Annotated in this window: 17 protein-coding genes; 10 read left to right on the top strand and 7 right to left on the bottom strand. The window is 72.9% G+C overall.

Annotation, left to right across the window (positions count from 1 at the left end; all coding sequences use genetic code 11):
- The first annotated feature begins 3 nt into the window (after nt 1–3).
- The 3 genes from AB0K08_RS10460 to AB0K08_RS10450 are packed head-to-tail and all read left to right on the top strand — an operon-like array spanning nt 4 to nt 3,576.
- On the top strand, nt 4–1,404 hold the full coding sequence (locus AB0K08_RS10460; RefSeq protein ID WP_363354121.1) for a M20/M25/M40 family metallo-hydrolase: 1,401 nt from the start codon (nt 4–6) through the stop codon (nt 1,402–1,404).
- A complete protein-coding gene (locus AB0K08_RS10455; protein ID WP_363354119.1) occupies nt 1,401–2,966 on the top strand; it encodes an MFS transporter in 1,566 nt (521 codons plus the stop codon). The genes AB0K08_RS10460 and AB0K08_RS10455 overlap by 4 nt, the downstream gene beginning before the upstream one ends.
- Nucleotides 2,959–3,576, top strand: coding sequence for an AAA family ATPase (locus AB0K08_RS10450; RefSeq protein WP_363354117.1), 618 nt, complete (start codon nt 2,959–2,961; stop codon nt 3,574–3,576). The genes AB0K08_RS10455 and AB0K08_RS10450 overlap by 8 nt, the downstream gene beginning before the upstream one ends.
- 10 nt (nt 3,577–3,586) lie before the next feature.
- Here AB0K08_RS10450 and AB0K08_RS10445 read toward each other — a convergent pair whose 3' ends face one another.
- The 6 genes from AB0K08_RS10445 to hemE form a co-directional block, all read right to left on the bottom strand.
- Nucleotides 3,587–4,519 (bottom strand): uroporphyrinogen-III synthase, encoded by a 933-nt coding sequence (locus tag AB0K08_RS10445; protein WP_363354115.1) that lies wholly within the window; start codon nt 4,517–4,519, stop codon nt 3,587–3,589.
- A gap of 124 nt (nt 4,520–4,643) precedes the next feature.
- On the bottom strand, nt 4,644–5,699 hold the full coding sequence (hemC, locus tag AB0K08_RS10440) for a hydroxymethylbilane synthase (RefSeq protein ID WP_363354113.1): 1,056 nt from the start codon (nt 5,697–5,699) through the stop codon (nt 4,644–4,646).
- Nucleotides 5,696–6,922 (bottom strand): ferrochelatase, encoded by a 1,227-nt coding sequence (locus tag AB0K08_RS10435; RefSeq protein ID WP_363354299.1) that lies wholly within the window; start codon nt 6,920–6,922, stop codon nt 5,696–5,698. The genes hemC and AB0K08_RS10435 overlap by 4 nt, the downstream gene beginning before the upstream one ends.
- Before the next feature lie 77 nt (nt 6,923–6,999).
- Nucleotides 7,000–7,740 (bottom strand): hydrogen peroxide-dependent heme synthase, encoded by a 741-nt coding sequence (gene hemQ, locus AB0K08_RS10430; protein WP_363354111.1) that lies wholly within the window; start codon nt 7,738–7,740, stop codon nt 7,000–7,002.
- A gap of 87 nt (nt 7,741–7,827) precedes the next feature.
- A complete protein-coding gene (locus AB0K08_RS10425; protein ID WP_363354109.1) occupies nt 7,828–9,399 on the bottom strand; it encodes an FAD-dependent oxidoreductase in 1,572 nt (523 codons plus the stop codon).
- Nucleotides 9,396–10,568, bottom strand: a complete 1,173-nt coding sequence (gene hemE, locus AB0K08_RS10420; RefSeq protein ID WP_363354107.1) for a uroporphyrinogen decarboxylase — start codon at nt 10,566–10,568, stop codon at nt 9,396–9,398. The genes AB0K08_RS10425 and hemE overlap by 4 nt, the downstream gene beginning before the upstream one ends.
- A 107-nt stretch (nt 10,569–10,675) precedes the next feature.
- Here hemE and AB0K08_RS10415 point away from each other — a divergent pair, with 107 nt between their 5' ends.
- The 6 genes from AB0K08_RS10415 (at nt 10,676) to AB0K08_RS10390 (ending at nt 17,689) form a co-directional block, all read left to right on the top strand.
- Complete coding sequence (locus AB0K08_RS10415) at nt 10,676–12,031, top strand: glutamyl-tRNA reductase (RefSeq protein ID WP_363354105.1); 1,356 nt, start codon at nt 10,676–10,678, stop codon at nt 12,029–12,031.
- Nucleotides 12,032–12,098: 67 nt separating this feature from the next.
- On the top strand, nt 12,099–12,719 hold the full coding sequence (locus AB0K08_RS10410) for a TetR/AcrR family transcriptional regulator (protein WP_363354103.1): 621 nt from the start codon (nt 12,099–12,101) through the stop codon (nt 12,717–12,719).
- Between the two features lie 162 nt (nt 12,720–12,881).
- The gene (locus AB0K08_RS10405) at nt 12,882–13,115 is read left to right on the top strand and encodes a DUF3107 domain-containing protein (RefSeq protein WP_363354101.1); all 234 of its coding nucleotides are present in this window, start codon (nt 12,882–12,884) and stop codon (nt 13,113–13,115) included.
- A 136-nt stretch (nt 13,116–13,251) separates the two neighbouring features.
- On the top strand, nt 13,252–14,784 hold the full coding sequence (locus tag AB0K08_RS10400) for an RNB domain-containing ribonuclease (RefSeq protein WP_363354099.1): 1,533 nt from the start codon (nt 13,252–13,254) through the stop codon (nt 14,782–14,784).
- Between the two features lie 284 nt (nt 14,785–15,068).
- Nucleotides 15,069–16,823 (top strand): DEAD/DEAH box helicase, encoded by a 1,755-nt coding sequence (locus tag AB0K08_RS10395; protein ID WP_363354097.1) that lies wholly within the window; start codon nt 15,069–15,071, stop codon nt 16,821–16,823.
- Nucleotides 16,824–16,846: 23 nt separating this feature from the next.
- Nucleotides 16,847–17,689, top strand: a complete 843-nt coding sequence (locus AB0K08_RS10390; RefSeq protein ID WP_363354095.1) for a site-specific DNA-methyltransferase — start codon at nt 16,847–16,849, stop codon at nt 17,687–17,689.
- Between the two features lie 25 nt (nt 17,690–17,714).
- Here the strand turns inward: AB0K08_RS10390 and AB0K08_RS10385 are convergent, their stop codons facing one another.
- Nucleotides 17,715–18,563 carry a PHP domain-containing protein gene (locus AB0K08_RS10385; protein ID WP_363354093.1) on the bottom strand — a complete coding sequence of 283 codons (849 nt, stop codon included), beginning with the start codon at nt 18,561–18,563 and terminating at the stop codon, nt 17,715–17,717.
- Nucleotides 18,564–18,621: 58 nt separating this feature from the next.
- On the opposite strand from AB0K08_RS10385, the gene AB0K08_RS10380 reads away from it, so the two are divergent.
- Nucleotides 18,622–20,181: an aminopeptidase P family protein gene (locus AB0K08_RS10380; protein ID WP_363354091.1), complete on the top strand. Its 1,560-nt coding sequence runs from the start codon at nt 18,622–18,624 to the stop codon at nt 20,179–20,181.
- The last annotated feature ends 1 nt before the right edge of the window (nt 20,182 follow it).

Below are 20,182 nucleotides of genomic sequence, written 5' to 3'. Positions count from 1 at the left end.
TGCATGCCTGCATCCCCCGACACACCCCGCCCTGGCGCCGCCGCGCGCCTGGCCGAGCTGATCCGGCTCCGCACCGTCTCCGCCTGGTACCCCGCACCGGACCGGGCCGACGTGGCCGAGGCCTTCGCGGCGCTCCCTGCGGTGCTCGAGCGGCTCTATCCGCTGCTCCACCGCCACCTGGAACGCGAGGTCGTCGACGGCACCGGGCTGCTGTTCCGCTGGCGGGGCGCCAGCCCGCTCGAACCGCTGGTCCTGATGGCCCACTGGGACGTGGTCCCCGCCCCCGAGAGCGAGGACGGGTGGGTGGCCGCGGGCTGGGACTCCGACCCCTTCGCGGGCACCGAGGGGACGGTCAACGAAGAACCGGCCGTGCTCGGACGCGGCGCCCTGGATGACAAGGGCGCCATGGTCACCGTGTTGGAGGCGGTGGAGGACCTCCTGGCGGAGGGCTTCATCCCGTCCGAGGACGTCTGGCTCGTCTTCGGCGGGGACGAGGAGGTGGGTGGGCGCAATGCCGCGGCCATCTCGGAGCTGCTCCGGGAACGCCTGCAGTCCCAGGGCACGGAGCCCTGGCTCGTGCTGGACGAGGGCGGCGCCGTGGTGCCCTCCCCGTTGTCCTTCGTGGACGCCACCTGCGCCATGATCGGGCTGGCGGAGAAGGGCCAGGCCCAACTGCGGCTCTCCGCCTCGGGCGCGGGCGGGCACGCGTCCTCTCCCCCGGCAGGCTCCCCCATCCCGCGGCTGGCACGTGCCCTGCGCCGCGTGGAGCGGCGGCCCTTCCCGGCCCGGATGAACCGCACGACGGCGGCCATGCTCGCCGCCCTGATCCCCCTCGCCTCGGGCGCGGCGGGACGTGCACTGCCGTGGGTCACCCGGTCCAGGTCCGTGGCGGCCCGCGCGCTGGGGGCCATGGGCGGCGAGCCCGCGGCCATGGTACGCACCACCGTGGCCCAGACCCGGTTGGCGGCGGGCACCGCAGACAACGTGCTGCCGTCCTCGGCCAGCGCCGTCCTGGACTGCCGGATAGCGCCCGGTCAGGGCGTTCAGGACGTCCTGGCGGACATCACGCGCCGCGTGGCCGACCCGCGGGTGCACGTCGAGCTGATCCACGGGCAGGACCCCTCCCCCGAATCCCCCGCGGCCGGCGACCGGTTCGAGGCCCTGGGCGCCGCCGTCGGGACCTCCTGGCCGGGCACCGTCCCGGTGCCGTACCTGCTGATGGCCGCCACGGATTCCCGGCACTTCCACGCCTGGTGCCGGCACGTCTACCGGTTCGCCCCGCTGCGGATGGACCACGCCCAGCGGGCCTCGATCCACGGGGAGAACGAGTGGGTCTCGGTTCAGTCCCTGTCCCGCGGTGCGAGCTTCCACCGGGCGCTGATCACGGGCCGGGGCCGGTCATGACGACCGCCTCCAGCCGGCTGCGCCGACGCGGCGCGCTGCTCTTCGGCGGCCTCGGCTCGATCGTCGGCTTCCTCGCCTTCGTCGAGTTCACCTCCGGCGTGCTGCAGGGCTACTACACGCCGCTGCTCACGGACCTCGCCCGACACCTCGGCGTGAACGACGCGGACGTGAACTGGTTGGAGGGCTCGCAGCTGATGCTCTCAGCCCTCGTGGTCCCCGCCCTGTCCAAGCTCGGCGACCAGGTGGGCCACCGGATGGTGCTGATCTGGTCCACCATGGTGACCCTGGCCGCCTCGATCGCACTGGTGATCGCCCCCGAGTTCTGGATCTTCCTGGTGGCCTGGGCCCTGCAGGGGTTCTACGTGGTGTGGCTGCCGCTGGAGATCGCGCTGATCTACGTCCGGGCCTCAGCCCGCACGGAGGACCAGCAGGACCAGGAAGACCCAGATGACCGAGAGGACCGGGATCCTGCCCATGGGGCACCGGGGCCGGCGGCGGTGACCCGGAGGGCCGCCGCCCTGCTGGTCGGCGCCCTGGAGGTCGGGGCCATCGCCGGCGCGCTGGCCGCCGGGGCCCTGGTGGACACCATGGATGTGCAGGCGGTCCTGGCCGTCCCCGCCATCGTGGTGGGGCTGTGCCTGGTGGCCATCATCCTCGGCGTCGAGGAGACCCCCGGCGCCTCGCCGGCGAACTTCCGGATGCGGGACTTCGACCTCTCCGGACTGGGGTGGGTGACCCTGGCCCTGCTGCTCATCATGGGGGCGCTCTTCGTGGTGCGCGGGACCGGGCTCGCCCCGGACCGGCCGGGGCTCTGGCTCTCGGTGCTGATGCTCGGGGCCGGGGCCGCGGCCCTGTGGCGGTTCGTGGCGGTGGAACGGGCCCACCCGGACCCGCTGATCGATGTGCGCATGTTCACCGACCCCGCCCTGTGGCCGGTCTTCGCCACGGCGGGCCTGTTCGGGGTGTCCGTGCTCGGCGCGCAGGCGCCGCTGTCCACCTTCGCCCGGACCGATCCGGCGGTCTACGGCTACGGGCTGGGCACCACGGGATTCCAGACGTCGCTGATCATCGGGATCTACCTCATCGCGATGGTCGCCGGTGCCCTGCTGCTGCCCACGGTCTCCCGGTGGGCGAGCCCGCGGCTGGCCCTGCTGTTCGCCACCCTCGCCGTGGCCGCCGGGTTCGCGCTGTTCCTGCCGTTCCACGAGACGATCGGTCAGGTCATCACCAACATGGTGGTGGTCGGCCTCGGGTCCGGGGCCCTGGTGGCCTCGCTGCCGGCCGCCGCCGCGGCCGCCGCCCCGCGGGAGCAGACGGGGGTGGCCACCGGTCTGACGAACTCCGTCAAGACCCTGGGCGGCGCGGTGGCCTCCTGCGTCTTCGGGCTCGCCCTGGCCACCACGGCCTTCGCCGGTGCCCCGGAGGCCGCGTCCGCCGAGCTGATCGAGGGCGGCACGGCCGGCTCGTTCTCCGGCTACCTCACGGTGTGGATCGTGTGCTCGCTGACCGCCCTGGCCTCCGCCGTGCTGCTGCTGTTCGTCCCCAAGCGGGCCTTTGCCTAGGCGGGGTGGCACCAAGTCCACACCCCCCACCCTGGGACCCGACGATCAGCTGCCCGGTCACCCGGCGCGGGTGCTGGTGGCCGGGGTGTCCGGCTCCGGCAAGACCACGCTGGCCGGCCGGATCTCCGCGCTGGCTCAGCTGCCCCACACCGAGATCGATTCCCTGCACCACGGTCCGGGCTGGATGCCCCGGGCGGACTTCGAGGCCGATGTCCGGGCCCTGGCCTCCAGCGACCGCTGGGTCGCCGAATGGCAATACAGGCAGGTCCGTCAGCTGCTGGCCGGGCGCGCCGACCTGCTGGTCTGGCTCGATCTGCCCTTCGTGCGGATCACCCTGCCCCGGTTGCTGTGGCGAACCGTCCGCCGCCGCTGGCGGCGGGAGGTGCTGTGGAACGGGAATGTCGAGCCGCCCCTGTGGACCGTGCTGCGGGACCGCGAGCACGTGGTCCGCTACGCGATCACGGGCCGGCGCACGCACCACCTGAAGATCCCCGCCCTCGCCGTGGAGCGCCCGGACCTGCCCATCGTCCGCCTCCGCTCCCCGGCGGAGGTCGAACGCTGGCTGGCTGGCCCGCTGCTGCGGGCCCTGCAGGCGCCCCGGGGCCAGTGACGGGTCCTGGCTAGGAGCCGGTGAGCACGGCTAGCAGTCCCGCCGTGTCCGGGCTGGTGGCGGTCCCGGCCAGGTCCAGGCCGAGCCCCTCGGCCGCGGCCTGGGTGGGCCGCCCGATCGCGATGAACCGGGTGCCCGCCGGGACTCCGCTGCCGCGGCGGCGGACCAGTTCGGCGACCGCGCTGGGGCTGGTCAGCACGACGTCGGCCCCCACCAGATCCTGCAGGGTCACCAGGGCGGGGGCCGGCCCCGAGGCCATCGCTGCTGCGGACTGAGGCACCCTGTCAGGGGAGAGCAGACGTCGCCCGGACGCCGCCGGGTAGGGCACCGTGCGGTACGCCTCGACCCGCTCGACGTCCCAGCCGCGCCGTACGATCCCGTCCGCCACCTCGGAGGTGGCCAGGGACGACTGTGGGAGCAGGACGCGTCGGCCGGCAGTTCCGCGGCCTGCGGCTCCGGGGCCGGGGGCCGGGGTGGGAACCGGGGCGGGGAACTGGGCCACGATCCCCGCGGCGGAGGCGTCGTCCACGGGCATCCACGGAACCTCGGGGCAGCCGGCCTCCTCGGCCAGCACCCGGGCGGTCCCCGGGCCCGTCACCGCGATGCGGGTCCCGGGGGCCACCCGGCCGTCCCACCCACACAGGGCGAGGGCGCGCACCGTGTTGGGGCTGGTCAGCACCAGCCACACCGGGGCATCGGCTCCGGCCGGCCCACCGACCAGGGGGGACGAGGCACCCGCCGGGGGGCCGGCGTCGTGCGTGGGATTCGGGGCGGGGTCCGGAGCCAGGCACGCCACCGCCGCCCGCAGCGGGCCGAGGTCCGCCGGCAGTTCGAAGTCCGTCAGGGGCAGGAACGCCACGCGGTAGCCGGCCGCGGCCAGGCCGTTCTCCACGGCGCCCGACTGCTCGGGCTGCCGGGTCATCACCACGGTGCGCGGCGTCATGGAGTCCACCGGCGGCCTGCCCTCTGTGTGACGGCGCGTGTGACACCACATCGAGGTCGCACGAATTGGCCCCGTCCCGGTCCGGGCGGGGCCAATTCGTGCGACTCAGTTGCCATGATCTGGCTCAGGTGGCGGGGAACAGGTCCGCGCCGCCGGCGAGCAGCGCCTCGGCCACGCGGATCCCCAGCTGCCGGGCCAGGTCCAGGGCCTGGGCGTCGGCGGTCCCGTCCTCGAGCCGCACCCGCACGGTCGGCAGGTCCACGCCGGCGTGCTCACGCAGCAGCCGGCTGCCGTCCAGAGCGGCCACCACGGCATCCATCACCAGTCGGCCACCGCCGGACCCGGGCTGGGATCCGGACTCGGGCTCACGCTCGACCCGCGCCAGCGCGCCGATCGGGGCCGAGCAACCGGCCTCGAGGCGCTCGAGCAGGGCCCGCTCCGCGGTGACCTGCAGCCGGGTGACCGCATCGTCGTAGCCGGCCAGGGCGAGCGCCAGGTCGTCTCCGGCGGCAGCGGTCTCGGGGCGGCATTCCACCGCGAGTGCCCCCTGCCCCGGGGCGGGCATCATCACGGTGGGAGCCAGACGTTCGGTGATGGCCCACTCGTAGCCGATCCGGTCCAGGCCGGCACACGCCAGGACCACGGCGTCCAGGTCGCCGCGCGGGGAGCCGGCGGCGGCTGGGGCGTGGTCGTCATGCTGCTCCAGCCCCGGGACGCGGGCCAGCCGGGTCTGCACGTTGCCGCGGATGTCCACGATGTCCAGGTCCGGCCGGACGGCCTTGAGCTGGGCCACGCGGCGCGGTGAGCCGGTGCCGACCCGCGACCCGGTCGGCAGCTCGGACAGGCGCAGCCCGTCGCGGGCGCACAGGGCGTCCCGCACGTCCACGCGTTTCGGCACGGCGGCGATCTCCAGGCCCTCGGGCTGCACGGAGGGCAGGTCCTTGAGCGAGTGCACGGCCAGGTCCACCCGGGACTCCAGCACGGCCGCGCGCAGGGCGGAGGCGAAGACCCCGGTGCCGCCGAGTGAGGCCAGCGACCCGGTGGTCACGTCCCCCTCGGTCTTGATGATCTCCAGGTGCGGCACCAGGCCGGAGGCCGCGGCGAGGGCCTCCGCCGCGCCGGTGGTCTGGGTGCGGGCCAGATGGGAGCCGCGGGTGCCCACGGTGAAGGTGCTTCTCATCGGGTGGGGGCACCCACTTCCGCGTCGAAGGCCGCCACCGTCGGACGGACGGAGCCGTCCCGCATCACCTTGACGCAGCAGTTCGGGGCGCAGACATCGTTCCAGGCGCCGAAGCAGCCCACGGCGGCCCGCCCCGGACGGCGGCCCAGGCGCTCCTCGATGATGTCCACCAGTCCGGAGACGAAGGCCGGGTGGGTCCCCGGCGTCGGGGTGCGGCGGAAGGCCAGGCCCAGCTGCTCCGCCGTCTCCCTCGCCTCGGTGTCCAGGTCCCACACCACCTCCATGTGGTCCGAGACGAAGCCCAGGGGGACCACGATCACGCCGGCGAGCGGGCCGGTGCCCTGCTCGGCCGGGCCCTGCGACCCCGCCGGCCCCTCCCCGGGCGCGGCCGCAAGCTGCTCGATGGCGTCGTTGATGTCCGGCTCGAGCCAGGGCACGTGCGGGGCCCCGGAGCGTGACTGGTACACCAGGGACCAGTCGATGTCGGCGGCCTCGGGGACGGCCAGGAGGATCTGCTCCGCCACGTCCAGATGCTGGGCGGAATAGACGTCCGCCCCGTTGCCCTCGCCCGGTGCCAGCCCGGTCTGCTCCTGCAGCTCGGCGGCCAGTGGCCGGGGCCCGGCCGCCTCGGCATCCGAGGTGGGGATGGAGTGCGTGGCGAAGAGGATCTGCAGCCGTCCCTCGGGGTTGCCGGCCGCGGCCAGCTCGGCGCGGATCTCGGCCAGGCCGGTGCGCAATCCCTCGGCGAAGGGCTGCACGAAGCCCGGGTGGTTGAAGTACTGCCGGATCTTGTCCGTCTCGAGACGGCCCTCCAGCCCGGTGGAGCGCAGGGCCATGCCCAGGTCCTCCCGGTACTGGCGGCACGAGGAGTAGCAGGAGTAGGCCGAGGTCGCCACGGTCAGCAGCTTCCGGTGGCCGTCGGCATGGATCTGCTGCAGCGTCTCGGGGATGTACGGACCCCAGTTGCGGTTGCCCCAGTAGACCGGGATCTCGAGGCTGCGGGCCGCCAGTTCGGCCTCCAGCGCGGCGAGGAGGTCGCGGTTCTGGGCGTTGATGGGGCTGATGCCGCCGTTGGCGCGGTAGTGGGTGGCCACCTCTTCGAGGCGCTCATCCGGGATGCCGCGGCCGGCGGTGACGTTGCGCAGGAACGGGAGCACGTCGTCCTGGCCCTCGGGGCCGCCGAAGGAGGCCAGCAGGATGGCGTCGTAGTCCTTCGGGGCCATGGTCCCGTGCTCGTCGACGCCGGCCAGCGGGTCGAAGGACTGCTCCGGGCCGGAGGCGGCCGGGGTGGACTCGTTCATCAGGCCAGCACCTCGGCGATCTCAGCCGTGGTGATGAACCGGCCGGTGTAGAAGGGGACCTCTTCCCGCACGTAGTGGCGGGTCTCGTTGTTGCGCAGGTGACGCATCATGTCCACCAGGTTGTTCAGTTCCGGGGCCTCGAGCCCGAGCAGCCACTCCCAGTCGTTCAGGGCGAAGGCGCTCGTGGTGTTGGCCCAGACCATGGGGAAGTCGCGTCCGAGCATGCCGTGCTCCTTGAGCATGCGGCCGCGCTCGGCGGGCTCCAGCACATACCAGTCGTAGGAGCGGACGAAGGGGTAGAAGCACAGCCACTTCAGCGGCTGGCGGCCCATGGCGAAGGCGGGGACGTGGTCCTTGGCGAACTCGGCCATCCGATCCGAGCCCATGGCCGACAGGACGATCGTGGTGCCGGCCAGCAGCTCGGTGCGGCGCAGGCGGCGGATGGCTGCCTGCAGGTCCTCGGCCACGTGACCGTACATCCACACCATGATGTCCGCGTCCGCGCGCATGCCGGAGACGTCATAGGTGCCGCGGACCGTCACACCCTGTTCCGCCAGGGAGGCCACGACGGCATCGAACTGCTCCACCGCGCGCTGACGTTCGGTCTCCGTGTGCGCCCCGGACCCCTGGCCGCCGTTCCGCGCGAAGACGGTATAGGTGGTGAACCACTCGAGCGCTCGGGTCTCCTCCGTGCTGTCGGTTCCGGTGGTGGCGGCGTCTGCGGCCTGGTTCTCGGTCATCGTCACAACTCCTGTGGTGTCACGTCTATCGGTGCCCACCGCCGGTTTCTACAAGCGGTAGAACGAGCGGTCCCAGCCTACCCCTCCTCAGGGTCCGGTGTCCCCGCCGATCCGGCGCCTCACGTCCGCCACGATGGCGGCCAGGCCGGTCCCGGCCACCCAGGCCCCGACGGCCTCCAGGCCGGGCTCGGACGCCAGCCAGGTCCGCGCCGCCCCCACCCTGGCCCGGTGTTCCGGGGTGGCAGCGGGCAGGGCCGACCTCCAGCGGACCACGAACGATTCGAGCAGCCCGGCTGCCACGTCCACGCCCGTCAGTGCGGTGGAGTCCGCCACGGCCAGGCGCTTCAGCTCGGCGTCCGGCGTCCGGTAGCCCGGAGCCGCGGAGTCCGGGGCATCACTCACGCGCCCGTAGGAGAGCCGGACCGCGTGGCGATGGCCGCCCGGCGCTGAGCGACCCCCCTGCGCCGGGTTGAGCGCGCGGTGCGCCCACTCCCACTTGGCGCTGATGTGGGTCATGGCCTTGGCCCCGACCACCTCGCCCGAGACGGCCGGAGAGACCAGCAGCCCGGTGCCCCGCGGGTGGTCGTCCAGCCCCGGGGCCTCGGTCACGAGCGTCACGAGGGCGACGCCGGCCCCCTCCGGCGGACGGTCCGCGGCGGCCAGTTCCCCGCCGGAGACGGGGGCCAGCAGATCCCAGGCCCGCGGCCCGTCGGTCGCCACCACCACGCGGTCCGAGGTCACGGCCCCGGCCCGGCCGGCGGTGACGCCACCCCCGGGCGCCCCGGAGGCCTCCAGCGACACGGTCCACCGGCGCCCCTCGGCCCCCCGGTCCAGGGCCATCGCCCGGGTACCGGTGAGCACGCGCACGCCCAGGCCCTCCAGTTCCTCGGCCAGTGCGGCCGTCAGGGTGTTCATCCCACCCCGCAGGGAGGCGACGACGGCCCCCGGCGGCGCGGCCGCCCGGCGGTCGGCGACGGCGCGGGAGAGGGATCCCGACTCGACCAGGGCCTCGAGCAGCCCCGGGGCGACGGTCCGCAGGTCGACCGAGTCCGGATCGGCCGAATGCACGCCGGCGACCACCGGGGCCACGAGCGTTTCGAGCACCCCGTCTCCCATCCGGTCCCGCACGAGACCGCCCACGGTGGCCGGGCCGCCGTCGTCCAGGATCTGCCGCCACCGCTCCACGCCGCGCGTCGGGTCCAGGTCCTGCAGGGCCCGGGCCAGGGCCTCGGGGCCGAGCGCCTCGGCGACCTCGGGTGCCTGCAGGTCCCCGGGGATCCCCACGATCCCCAGCCGGGGCGCGGGCACGGCGCGGTGCTGACCGGAGGGGTCCACCGGCGGGAGGTACAGCCAGGATCCGGCGGGGTCCGGCTCCACGACGGCGCTGCCCAGCCCCAGCTCCTCCACGAGTTCGCGGACCGCCGGGGTGCGCACGGCGAAGGACTCGGCGCCGGCGTCCAGGGTGAGTGGCTCCCCCGCCGGCAGCCCCACGCGCCGGGAGGACACGCACCCGCCGAGGCCGCCGCCGGCCTCGACGAGGGTGGTGCGGTGACCGGCCCGGGCCAGTTCCCGGGCGGCCAGCAGACCGGCGATCCCCCCGCCGACGACCACCGCGGAGGGGCCGCCCGGCGTCGCAGCCGGGGTCGCAGCCGAGGTCACGGGCGGATGGAGTGGATCAGTTCGACCACGCGGGTGAGGACCTCGGGGTCGGTGCTCGGCGGCACGCCGTGGCCGAGGTTGACCACATGCCCCGGGGCCACGCGGCCGGCCTCGACCACCTCGCGGACATGGGCCTCGAGGACCTCCCACGGGGCGCTGAGCAAGGCCGGGTCGATGTTGCCCTGAAGCGGCACCGCGCCGCGCCCGTCGGGGCCGGGCGCGGCACCCAGCCGGCGGTGCGCCTCACCGAGCGGCAGGCGGTAGTCCACCCCCATGACGGTGGCGCCGGCGTCGCGCATCTCCGGGAGGATCTCCGAGGTGCCGGTGCCGAAGTGGACCAGGGGCACGGACTGACCGTCCCGGCCCACGAGGTCGCTGACGTAGGACAGGGCCCGGGCCGAGTGCGGCTTCACGAACCGCTGGTAGTCGGCCAGGGAGAGCGAGCCGGCCCAGGAGTCGAAGAGCTGTCCGGCCGAGGCGCCGGCCTCCAGCTGGGCGCGCAGGAACTTCCCGGCGGCGTCCGCGGCCCAGGTGGCCAGCGCATCCCACGTCTCGGGATCCGCATGCATCATGGTGCGCGGGCCCAGGTGGTCCCGGGACGGCCCGCCCTCCACCATGTAGGCGGCGACCGTGAAGGGTGCCCCCGCGAAACCGATGAGCGGGGTGCTGCCCAGCTCGGCCACCGTCAGCCGCACGGCCTGGCGGATCGGCTCGAGGGACTCATCGGTCAGTTCGGGCAGGGCCGCCACATCGGCCGCCGTCCGCACGGCAGATCCCAGCACCGGCCCGGTGCCCGGCACGATGTCCACGTCCACGCCGGCCAGGCGCAACGGGACCACGATGTCCGAGAAGAAGATGGCCGCGTCGACATCATGGCGCCGCACCGGCTGCAGGGTGATCTCCGAGGCCAGCTCAGGCTTCAGGCAGGACTCCAGCATACCGATGCCCTGGCGGAGCTCGCGGTACTCCGGCAGCGAGCGGCCGGCCTGGCGCATGAACCACACCGGGGTGCGGGACGGGGTGCCGCCGCGGTAGGCCGTGACGAGCGGGGATCCGGACGTCGAGCGGCTCGGATCGGCGGTGGCCAGGGGATGGTCGGCGGGCAGCGTGGTGCCGGACGGGGTGCCGGCCTGGGCGCCGTTCCGGGCGCCGGTCTGAGGTGTGGACATGAGGCCCATTCTCCCATCGACCGCAGGGTGTGGGGCCCGGTGTGTCCGATCACTCAGGGTCACCTTCTTAGACGGACGCGTCCGCGAGGTCTAGAATCGAGCGCATTGTGGCTCTATTTTCCCTGGTTGCCTCGCACACCGACCTTGACCTCGACACGGTGGCGCAGCTGAGCAACGGAACCGGTGAGGTCGCCTCCACCATCCCCGAATCGACGGTGAACGGGGCCGTGGTGCTGGCCACCTGCAACCGCGTGGAGATCTACGCGGAGGCCCCGGATGATCGGTCGGTGGAGCAGGCCCGCGCCGAGCTGCTGCAAGCCGTGTCCCGGGGTTCCGGCCTGGCCGCATCCACCGTGGAGTCCTCCTTCCACCTGCTCTCCGCCGAATCCACCGTCCGGCACCTCTTCGAGGTCGGCTCCGGCCTGAAGTCGGCGGTCGTGGGCGAACGGGAGATCGCGGGCCAGGTGCGCCGCGCCCTGGGCTCCGCCCAGGAGACCGGCACCGCCACCGGCTCGCTCGTCAAGCTCTTCGAATCAGCCACCCGCACCGCCAAGGACGTCGGCGCGCACACCGCCCTCGGCACCGCCGGCCGGTCCATCGTCTCCGTGGCCCTGGACCTGGCGACCGACCTGCACGCGGGCACCTCCACCCGGGAATCCCGGGAGTTCTGGGAACAGGCCAACGTCCTGATCATCGGCACCGGCTCCTATGCCGGCACCACCCTGGCCCAGTTGGCGGACCGCGGCGCCGCCCACGTCGGCGTGCACTCCGCCTCCGGCCGGGCCGAGGCCTTCGTGGCGGACCGCGGCGGCTGGGCCCTGGCCCTGGGCGGGGAGAAGATCCACGGCGCCATCGCGGAGGCCGACGTCCTCATCGGCTGCTCCGGAGGGGACCGCCGCCTGGAGGCGGAGACCCTGCGGCGGCTGCGTGCGGGTGCGACGGGCCGGTTGACCGTGCTGGACCTGGCCCTGAGCCATGACTTCGATCCAGCGATCGCCGACCTGGACGGCGTGGACCTCATCACCCTGGAATCCGTCAAGATGGCCGCCCCCGAGGGCCAGCAGGACGCCCTGGTGGAGGCCTCCCGCCTCGTGGACGGTGCCGTGACCGGCTACCTCTCCGAGCGCAGGTCCCGCAGTGCCAACGAGGCCATCGTGGCCCTGCGCAAACACACCCAGCAGGTCCTCGAATCCGAGATGGAACGCGTCCGGGGCAAGCACGGCTGCACTGCGGCCGCGGAGGAGGTGGAGTTCGCCCTGCGCCGCATGGTCCGCCAGATGCTGCACGAGCCCACCGTCCGCGCCAAGGAGATGGCCGCCCAGGGCCGGCTCGCGGACTACGAGGACGCCCTGAACATCATCTTCGGTCTCGAGCTCTCCGCCCCTGCCCCGGCGGCCTCCCCTGAGACCTGCCCGGCCGACGTGGAAACGGGCGCCGCGGGCAGCACCGCGCGCATCGCCTGAACTACTACTGGTCGGTAGAGTGGCTGGACCGTCCGCACCTGACGGGTCACTCGAGAAAGGCATCACCGTGAGCACCTCCCCCGTGCGTCAGTCCCGGCTGCCCCGCGACGAGCGCCGCAAGCAATTGCTGGATGCCGCCCGTCGAGTCTTCGTGGACCATGGGTTCCACGCCACCTCCATGGATGACATCGCCGTCGCCGCCGCCGTGTCCAAGCCGGTGCTCTACCAGCACTTCCCCGGCAAGCACGAGCTCTTCCTGGACCTGATGGACACGCAGGTCGACCTGCTGGAGTCCGCCGTCAGCGGGGCCCTGGGGTCCACCTCGGACAACAAGGAACGCGTCCTGGCCACCATCCGCGCCTACTTCCAGTTCGTGGACAGCCCCGACCGCGCCTACCGCCTCATCTTCGATTCGGGGTTGAACAACGACCCGGACGTCTCGGCGCGGCTGGAAGGCCTGGACCACCGGTTCGCCGCGGGCATCGCCGAGATCATCACGGCCGACACCACGCTCTCCGCCGAGGAGGCGCTGCTGCTGGGCCACGGGCTGGCGGGTCTGATGAAGTCCTCGGCCCGGCACTGGGCGGGCCAGTCGGGTGAGCCCTCCCGGCCCGACCTGTCGACCGCGGCCGACCTGACCTTCCGCCTGGCCTGGCGCGGCATCAGCCGCTTCCCGAAGGAACGCTGAGCCGCCCCGGTCCGTTACGCCCATGGCCGAAGTGCCGATGCGATTCCGCCAGGGGCCCCTTCGATCCCATAGTCTGCTGGAGGACGAAGATCCGGTTCCGGCGCCGTGGGCCCACCCGCGCCACCGGATCCCCGATCAGCCCGTGAACCTGAAGGAGTCAGCATGGAAATCCGCATTGGTGTGCAGAACGTAGCCCGCGAAGTCGTCATCGAATCGGATGCCAGCAACGAGGACGTGGCCCGACTGGTCTCCGACGCCCTGGCCGACGGCAGCCCGCTGCGCCTGAAGGACTCCAAGGGCCGTCTGGTCCTGGTCCCCTCCACGATCATCGGCTACGTGGAGATCGGCACCGAGACCCCGCGTCCGGTCGGCTTCGTCCCGACCCCGGGTTCCTGAGCCCCACCCTCCACCCACGCCCCCGGCACGGCAGCCCGGGGACAGCCCAGCACTGTGCGGGCAGAACGAACCGGTTCGTTCTGCCCGCAGAGGTGTTTAAGGGCCGTTCACGACGACCGCCCGGTAAGGTGTGGCCGTGGCCCACCTGCACCTGGATCTTGCCCACTCCGCCCACCAGACCGGACTGACCCGGCAGTTGGCAGCACTCCGCCGGGAACTCTCCCTGCCCTCCGGCTTCCCACCCGAGGTGCTGGCGGAGGCAGAACGGGCCGCGGCCGCCACGGTGGACCGCCTGCCACCGAACGACCGCACGGACCTCCCGCTGCTCACCATCGACCCACCGGGGTCCACCGACCTGGACCAGGCGGTCCACATCCGGCGCGGCGGCGAGGACGGCGGAGACGGCGGAGACGGCACGGCCGCGGGCTACACCGTCCACTACGCCATCGCGGATGTCCCCGCATTCATCACGCCGGGCGGCGCCCTGGACGCCGAGACCCTGCGCCGCGGTCAGACCATCTACCTGCCGGACGGCCGGGTCCCGTTGCACCCGGAGGTGATCAGCGAGGACACCGGCTCCCTGGTGCCCGGAGCGGTCCGTGGCGCCTACCTGTGGACCTTCCACCTGGATGCGGACGGTGCCGTGGTCTCGACCGGCCTGGAGCGGGCCCGGGTGCGCAGCCGCGAGCAGCTCACCTATGAGCAGGCGCAGCAACGGATCGACCGCGGCCGCCACGCCCAGCACGACGCCGAGGGGTCCTCCACCCTGACACTGCTCCGGGAGGTCGGCCTCCTGCGGGCCGCCCAGGAGATCCACCGCGGCGGCGCGAGCCTGCGACTGCCCGAGCAGGAGGTCACGGCCACCGAGCACGGCTACGAGGTCCTCTCCACTCCCCCGCTGGACGTGGAGGACTGGAACGCACAGATCTCGCTGATGACGGGGATCGCCGCGGCCCAGATCATGCTCACGGGGCAGATCGGGATCCTGCGCACCATGCCGCCCGCAGACGCGGACTCCGAGGCCACGTTCCGGGCGCGCACCCGGGCGTTGGGGCACCCGTGGCCCGAGGACCAGCCCTACGGCGAGTACCTGCGTCAGCTGGACACCACCGATCCCCGCCAACTGGCCATCATGCACGCCGCCACGTCCCTGTTCCGCGGGGCCGGCTACACCGCCTTCGACGGCGACACGCCCGAGGTGACGGTCCAGGCCGCGATCGCCGCCCCCTATGCGCACACCACGGCGCCCTTGCGCCGCCTGGTGGACCGCTTCGTGCTGGTGACGTGTCTGGCCCTGGTCCAGGGACAGGAGGTCCCCCGGCCCATCCGAGACCTGCTGCCGGGGCTGCCCGCGGCCATGCAGGAGTCCGGCCTGATGGCCTCCCGTGCGACCAACGCCGCCCTGGACCTGGTCGAGGCGGCCTCCCTGTCCGGACTGGAGGGCCGCGTGTTCCCGGCCGTCGTCATCTCCGCGCCCAGCCCCGCACAGGCCGAGAGGGCCCGCGCCGAGGGGCGCCTGCCCTGGGGTGAGGTCCAGGTGGCACAACCGCCCGTGTTGGCCCGGTACGAGGGCTTCGCCGAGGCGGGCAGCGCGGTCCGGGTGGAGCTCGTCACGGCGGACCTGTCCACCCGCACCGTGCTGTTCCGGATCGCCGGGCAGGTAGAGTAGGGGCATCAAGGATGACCGATCGCACTGTTCAACTGCGTTCACCCTCGTGATGTGACTCCCCGGATCCGGCACAGCCCCACGGGCCAGACCGAATCCACAGGCCCATCGCCTTCGCGATGACGGCCTTGCACCTCCCGCGATCGGCTCCACCATGGACGCACGGCGTCCGGCCGATCCGCGCCGCCCCGCCCGCTGGCACCGCCAACGGGGGCGAGACGCAGGAGCGCACTGGGAACAGTGCCATCGTGCCGGAGCCCTGCCTGAATGACGGGACCGAAAACCCCATGACCCCAGAACAGAAGATCGCCGCGGACAACGACGTCGACACCGAGGACCTGGCCACCTCCCAGATCGAGACGATCGACGTGGAGGACTCCATCGACATCGTGGAGGCCAACGAGCCGGTCGCCGAGAAGACCTTCGCGGATTTCAACGTCCGCGCGGACATGGTCGAGGCCCTGGCCGAGAAGGGCATCACGCACCCCTTCCCCATCCAGGCCATGACCCTGCCGGTGGCCCTGGGCGGCCATGACATCATCGGCCAGGCCAAGACCGGCACGGGCAAGACCTTGGGCTTCGGCCTGCCGGCGCTGCAGCGCGTCATCGGCCCCGGCGAGCCGGGCTTCGACGCGCTGGAGACCCCCGGCGCCCCGCAGGCCCTGATCGTGGCCCCGACCCGCGAGCTGGCGAACCAGGTGGCCCAGGACATCGTGACGGCCGCCTCCAAGCGCCCCGTGCGCATCGCCACCATCTACGGCGGCCGCGCCTACGAGCCCCAGATCGAGGAGCTGCAGCGCGGCGTCGAGGTCGTGGTCGGTACCCCCGGCCGCCTGATCGACCTGATGCGCCAGCGCCACCTCAACCTCAAGGCCGTCAGGATCGTGGTGCTGGACGAGGCCGACGAGATGCTGGACCTCGGCTTCCTGCCGGACGTCGAGACGCTCCTGGCCGCCGTGCCCGAGATCCGCCAGACCATGCTGTTCTCCGCCACCATGCCCGGCCCCGTGGTCGCCATGGCCCGGCGCTACATGACCCAGCCCACCCACATCCGCGCCGCGGACCCGGAGGACGAGGGCATCACCAAGAAGGACATCCGCCAGCTCGTCTACCGCGCCCACCACATGGACAAGGACGAGCTCGTGGCCCGCATCCTGCGCGCCGAGGGCCGCGGCCGGTCCATCATCTTCACCCGCACCAAGCGCACCGCGGCCCGCGTGTCCGACGAGCTCGTCAAGCGTGGCTTCGCCGCCGGCGCCATCCACGGCGACCTCGGCCAGGGCGCACGCGAGCAGGCCCTGCGGGCGTTCCGCGGGGACAAGATCGACGTCCTGGTCGCCACGGACGTGGCCGCCCGCGGCATCGACGTGGATGACGTGACCCACGTGATCAACTTCCAGTGCCCCGAGGACGAGAAGACCTACCTGCACCGCGTGGGCCGCACCGGCCGCGCCGGCAACAAGGGAACCGCCGTGACCCTGGTGGACTGGGAGGACATGCCGCGCTGGGGCCTCATCAACAAGGCCCTCGGCCTGGACATCCCGGAGCCGCCGGAGACCTACTCCTCATCGAAGCACTTCTTCGCGGACCTGAACATCCCGAAGGGCACCAAGGGCCGCCTGCCCCGTGAGCAGCGGACCCGGGAGGGCCTGTCCGGCGAGACGCTCGAGGACCTCGGCGGCCCCGGTGCCAAGCCGGAGCGCGGCGGTTCCGGCGGACGCGGCCGGTCGGGCCGGGAGTCCGGGCGCGACGGCGGCCGGTCGGGTCGTTCGGGACGCGGCGGTCGCGAGGGCGGCCGCGGCGGTGGTCGCGAGGGCGGCCGTGACGAGCGGCGCAGCGGTGAGGCCGGCGCCCAGGGCGGGGGCCGGCGTCGTGATGCCGCCTCCGAGCCGGCCGGCACCTCCGAGGACCGCGCGACGCGCAGCCGGTCCCGGACCCGTTCCCGCACCCGCCGCCGCAACGGCGCCGTGGTGCAGGGCGGCGAGGGCCGCAGCGCCGAGGGGCAGGGCTCCGGTGACCGCCGGGGACCGGCCGGCGAGTGAGCTGAGCCGCACTGACCAGCCCCGTGCCTGAGTTCACCCCTGACGGAACCAATCTGGTGGTGGGGGCGGAGAACCTCGAGTTCCTGCCCTCACTGCCGGCGGGCGCCTTCACCGTGGTCTACCTGGACCCGCCGTTCAACACCGGCCGCACCCAGCGCCGCCAGCAGCTGTCCATGGTCCGGGCCGCCGGCGAGGAGGCGGACCGGGTGGGCTTCGGCGGGCAGAGCTACAAGACGATCAAGGGCGCCCTGTCCTCCTATGACGACGCCTTCGCCGACTACTGGGAGTTCCTGGAGCCCCGCCTGCGCGAGGCCTGGCGGCTGCTGGCGGACGACGGCACGCTGTACCTGCACCTGGACTACCGGGAGGTGCACTACGCCAAGGTCATGCTGGATTCGATCTTCGGCCGGGAGTGCTTCCTCAACGAGATCATCTGGGCCTACGACTTCGGCGGGCGGTCGAAACGCCGCTGGCCGGCGAAGCACGACACGATCCTGGTCTACGTCAAGGACCCGGCCGGCTACTGGTTCGACTCGGCCGAGGTGGACCGGGAACCCTACATGGCCCCCGGGCTCGTGACCCCGGAGAAGGTCGCCCGCGGCAAGCTGCCCACGGATGTCTGGTGGCACACGATCGTCTCCCCCACCGGCAAGGAGAAGACCGGCTATCCCACGCAGAAGCCGCTGGGGCTGCTGCGGCGCATGGTGGCCGCCTCGTCCCGCCCCGGGGACTGGGTGCTGGACTTCTTCGCCGGCTCCGGGACCACGGGTGCCGCCGCGGCCGAGCTGGGTCGGCGCTTCGTGCTGGTGGACCAGAATCCGGCCGCGCTCGAGGTCATGCGGACCCGGCTGGCCGAGCACCTCTGATTCCCAGCCTCTACCCGCCCGGCCCTCAGGGGCGGATGACGGCCGTGCCCGAGGCCTGCTCCTCGATCCGGGCCACCACCTCGGCGCCGGTGGTGTACTCGCCGATCCGGTTGGGCTTGCCGGCCCCGTGGTAGTCGGAGGAGCCCGTGATGAACAGTCCGTGCTCCGCGGCGATCAGGCGCAGGGTGCGCCGGGCCTCGTCGGGGTTGTCACGGTGGAAGACCTCGATCCCGGCCAGCCCGGCGTCGATCATCTCCCGGAACAGCTCCATGCCGATGATCCGGCCGCGCATGGAGGCCATCGGGTGGGCGAACACCGGGACGCCGCCGGCCTCGAGCACCAGCCGGACGGCTTCCACCGGGTCCGGGGCGTAGTGGCCCACGTAGTAGGGCGAGCGCGGGGTCAGGATCGAGGTGAAGGCGGCCGAGCGGTCGCGGATGACGCCCGCGGCCACGAGGGCGTCGGCGATGTGGGGCCGCCCGAGGGTGGCGTCCGGGGTCGAGTGGGCCAGGACCATCTCCCACGTGATGGGGTAGTCCTCCGCGAGCCGCTCCACCATGCGCTGGGCACGGGTGAGCCGTGAGGTCCTGGACCGGGCGATCTCCCCGGTGAGCCCCGGGGCCAGGGGATCATGCAGATAGGACAGCAGGTGCACGCTGATGCCGGTGTCCGAGACGCAGGAGACCTCCATCCCGGGCACGAGGACGAGCCCGGTCTCCCCGGCCGCCACGGCGGCCTCGGCCCACCCCGCGGTGGTGTCATGGTCCGTCAGGGCCAGGCCCGTCAGTCCGGCTCGGGCGGCGGCCCGCACCACCTCCGCGGGCGGCTCGGTGCCGTCCGAGATGTTGGAGTGCGTGTGCAGGTCGAACGGCATGGGCCCCAGCCTAGCCAACGCCGCGGACAATACGATGATGGATGCGATGATGGACGCCATGAGTGATGCACAGCCCCAGACCCCGGAAACCCCTGACCACGACGCCCAGCCCGTGGAGGACCGGGTGAACAACCGGTCCCAGAAGCCGACCTCGGACGCGTTCAAGCAGTTCATGGGGTCGAACTGGGCCCCGGCCGAGGCACCGCTGGTCATGCCGGATGCCTCCTCTCCGTTCGCCGCCCGGCGCCGCAAGGCCCTGTCCGCCGAGTTCGAGGGAGAGCGCCTCGTCATCCCGGCCGGCTCGCTCAAGGTGCGGTCCAATGACACCGACTACCGGTTCCGCGCCCACTCGGCCTTCGCCCACCTCACGGGCCTGGGCGTGGACCATGAGCCGGAGGCCGTCCTGGTGCTGGAACCGGTGGATCAGGGTGCCGGTGACCACGGCGGCCATCACGAGGCCACCCTGTACTTCCATCCCCTGGCCGGCCGCGACTCCGAGGAGTTCTACTCCAACGCCCGCACGGGCGAGTTCTGGATCGGGTCCCGCCCCACCCTGGGCGAGATGCAGGCCCGCACCGGACTGCGCACCGCCGACCTGTCCGAACTGGAGGTCGCCGTCACCAAGAACGCCGGCGCCGTGGAGATCGGGGGCGTCCGCATCCGGCTGCTGCGCGGTTCCGACCTGGACGTGGAGGCCCTCGTGGACACCTCCCGCATCAACACCGGCGTGGACCTGGAGGCCTCGGACGCCCTGGACGGGGTGCTGACCGAGTTCCTCTCCGAGCTGCGCCTGGTCAAGGACGGCTGGGAGATCGAGGAGCTGCGTGGCTCCGTGGCCGCCACCATCGCCGGCTTCGAGGACATCGTGAAGGTGCTGCCCGCCGCACGCGGCCACGCCCGCGGCGAGCGGATCGTGGAGGGGGCCTTCTTCTCCCGCGCCCGCCTCGAGGGCAACGACCTGGGCTATGACACCATCGCGGCCTCCGGCAACAACGCCACGGTGCTGCACTGGATCCGCAACAACGGCCGCGTGCAGGACGGGGACCTCATCCTCGTGGACGCCGGCGTGGAGGCGGACTCGCTGTACACCGCGGACATCACCCGGACGCTGCCGGTCAACGGCACCTTCACGGAGGTCCAGCGCCGGATCTACCAGGCCGTCCTCGACGCGGCCGATGCCGCCTTCGCCGCCGTGAAGCCCGGCCTGCGGTTCCGGGACGTCCACGCCACGGCCATGCAGGTGCTGGCCGAGCGCCTGCACACCTGGGGCCTGCTGCCGGTGTCCGTGGACGAGGCGCTCTCGCCCGAGGGCCAGCAGCACCGCCGCTGGATGCCGCACGGCACCAGCCACCACCTGGGCCTCGACGTGCACGACTGCGCCCAGGCCCGGCGCGAGCTCTACCTGGATGCCGAGATCGTCCCGGGCATGGTCTTCACGATCGAGCCGGGACTGTACTTCAAGGCCGAGGACCTGGCCGTGCCCGAGGAGTACCGCGGGATCGGCGTGCGCATCGAGGATGACATCTACGTCACCGACGAGGGCGCCGAGAACCTCTCCGCCGCCCTGCCGCGCACCCCCGAGGCCGTGGAGGCCTGGATGGCGCGGCTGCTCGGCTGAT

The sequence above is a fragment of the Citricoccus sp. NPDC055426 genome (assembly GCF_040677445.1).
Lineage (GTDB): Bacteria > Actinomycetota > Actinomycetes > Actinomycetales > Micrococcaceae > Citricoccus.
Note: the sequence above shows the minus strand (reverse complement) of the source record. Positions and strands in the feature narration are given on the sequence as shown.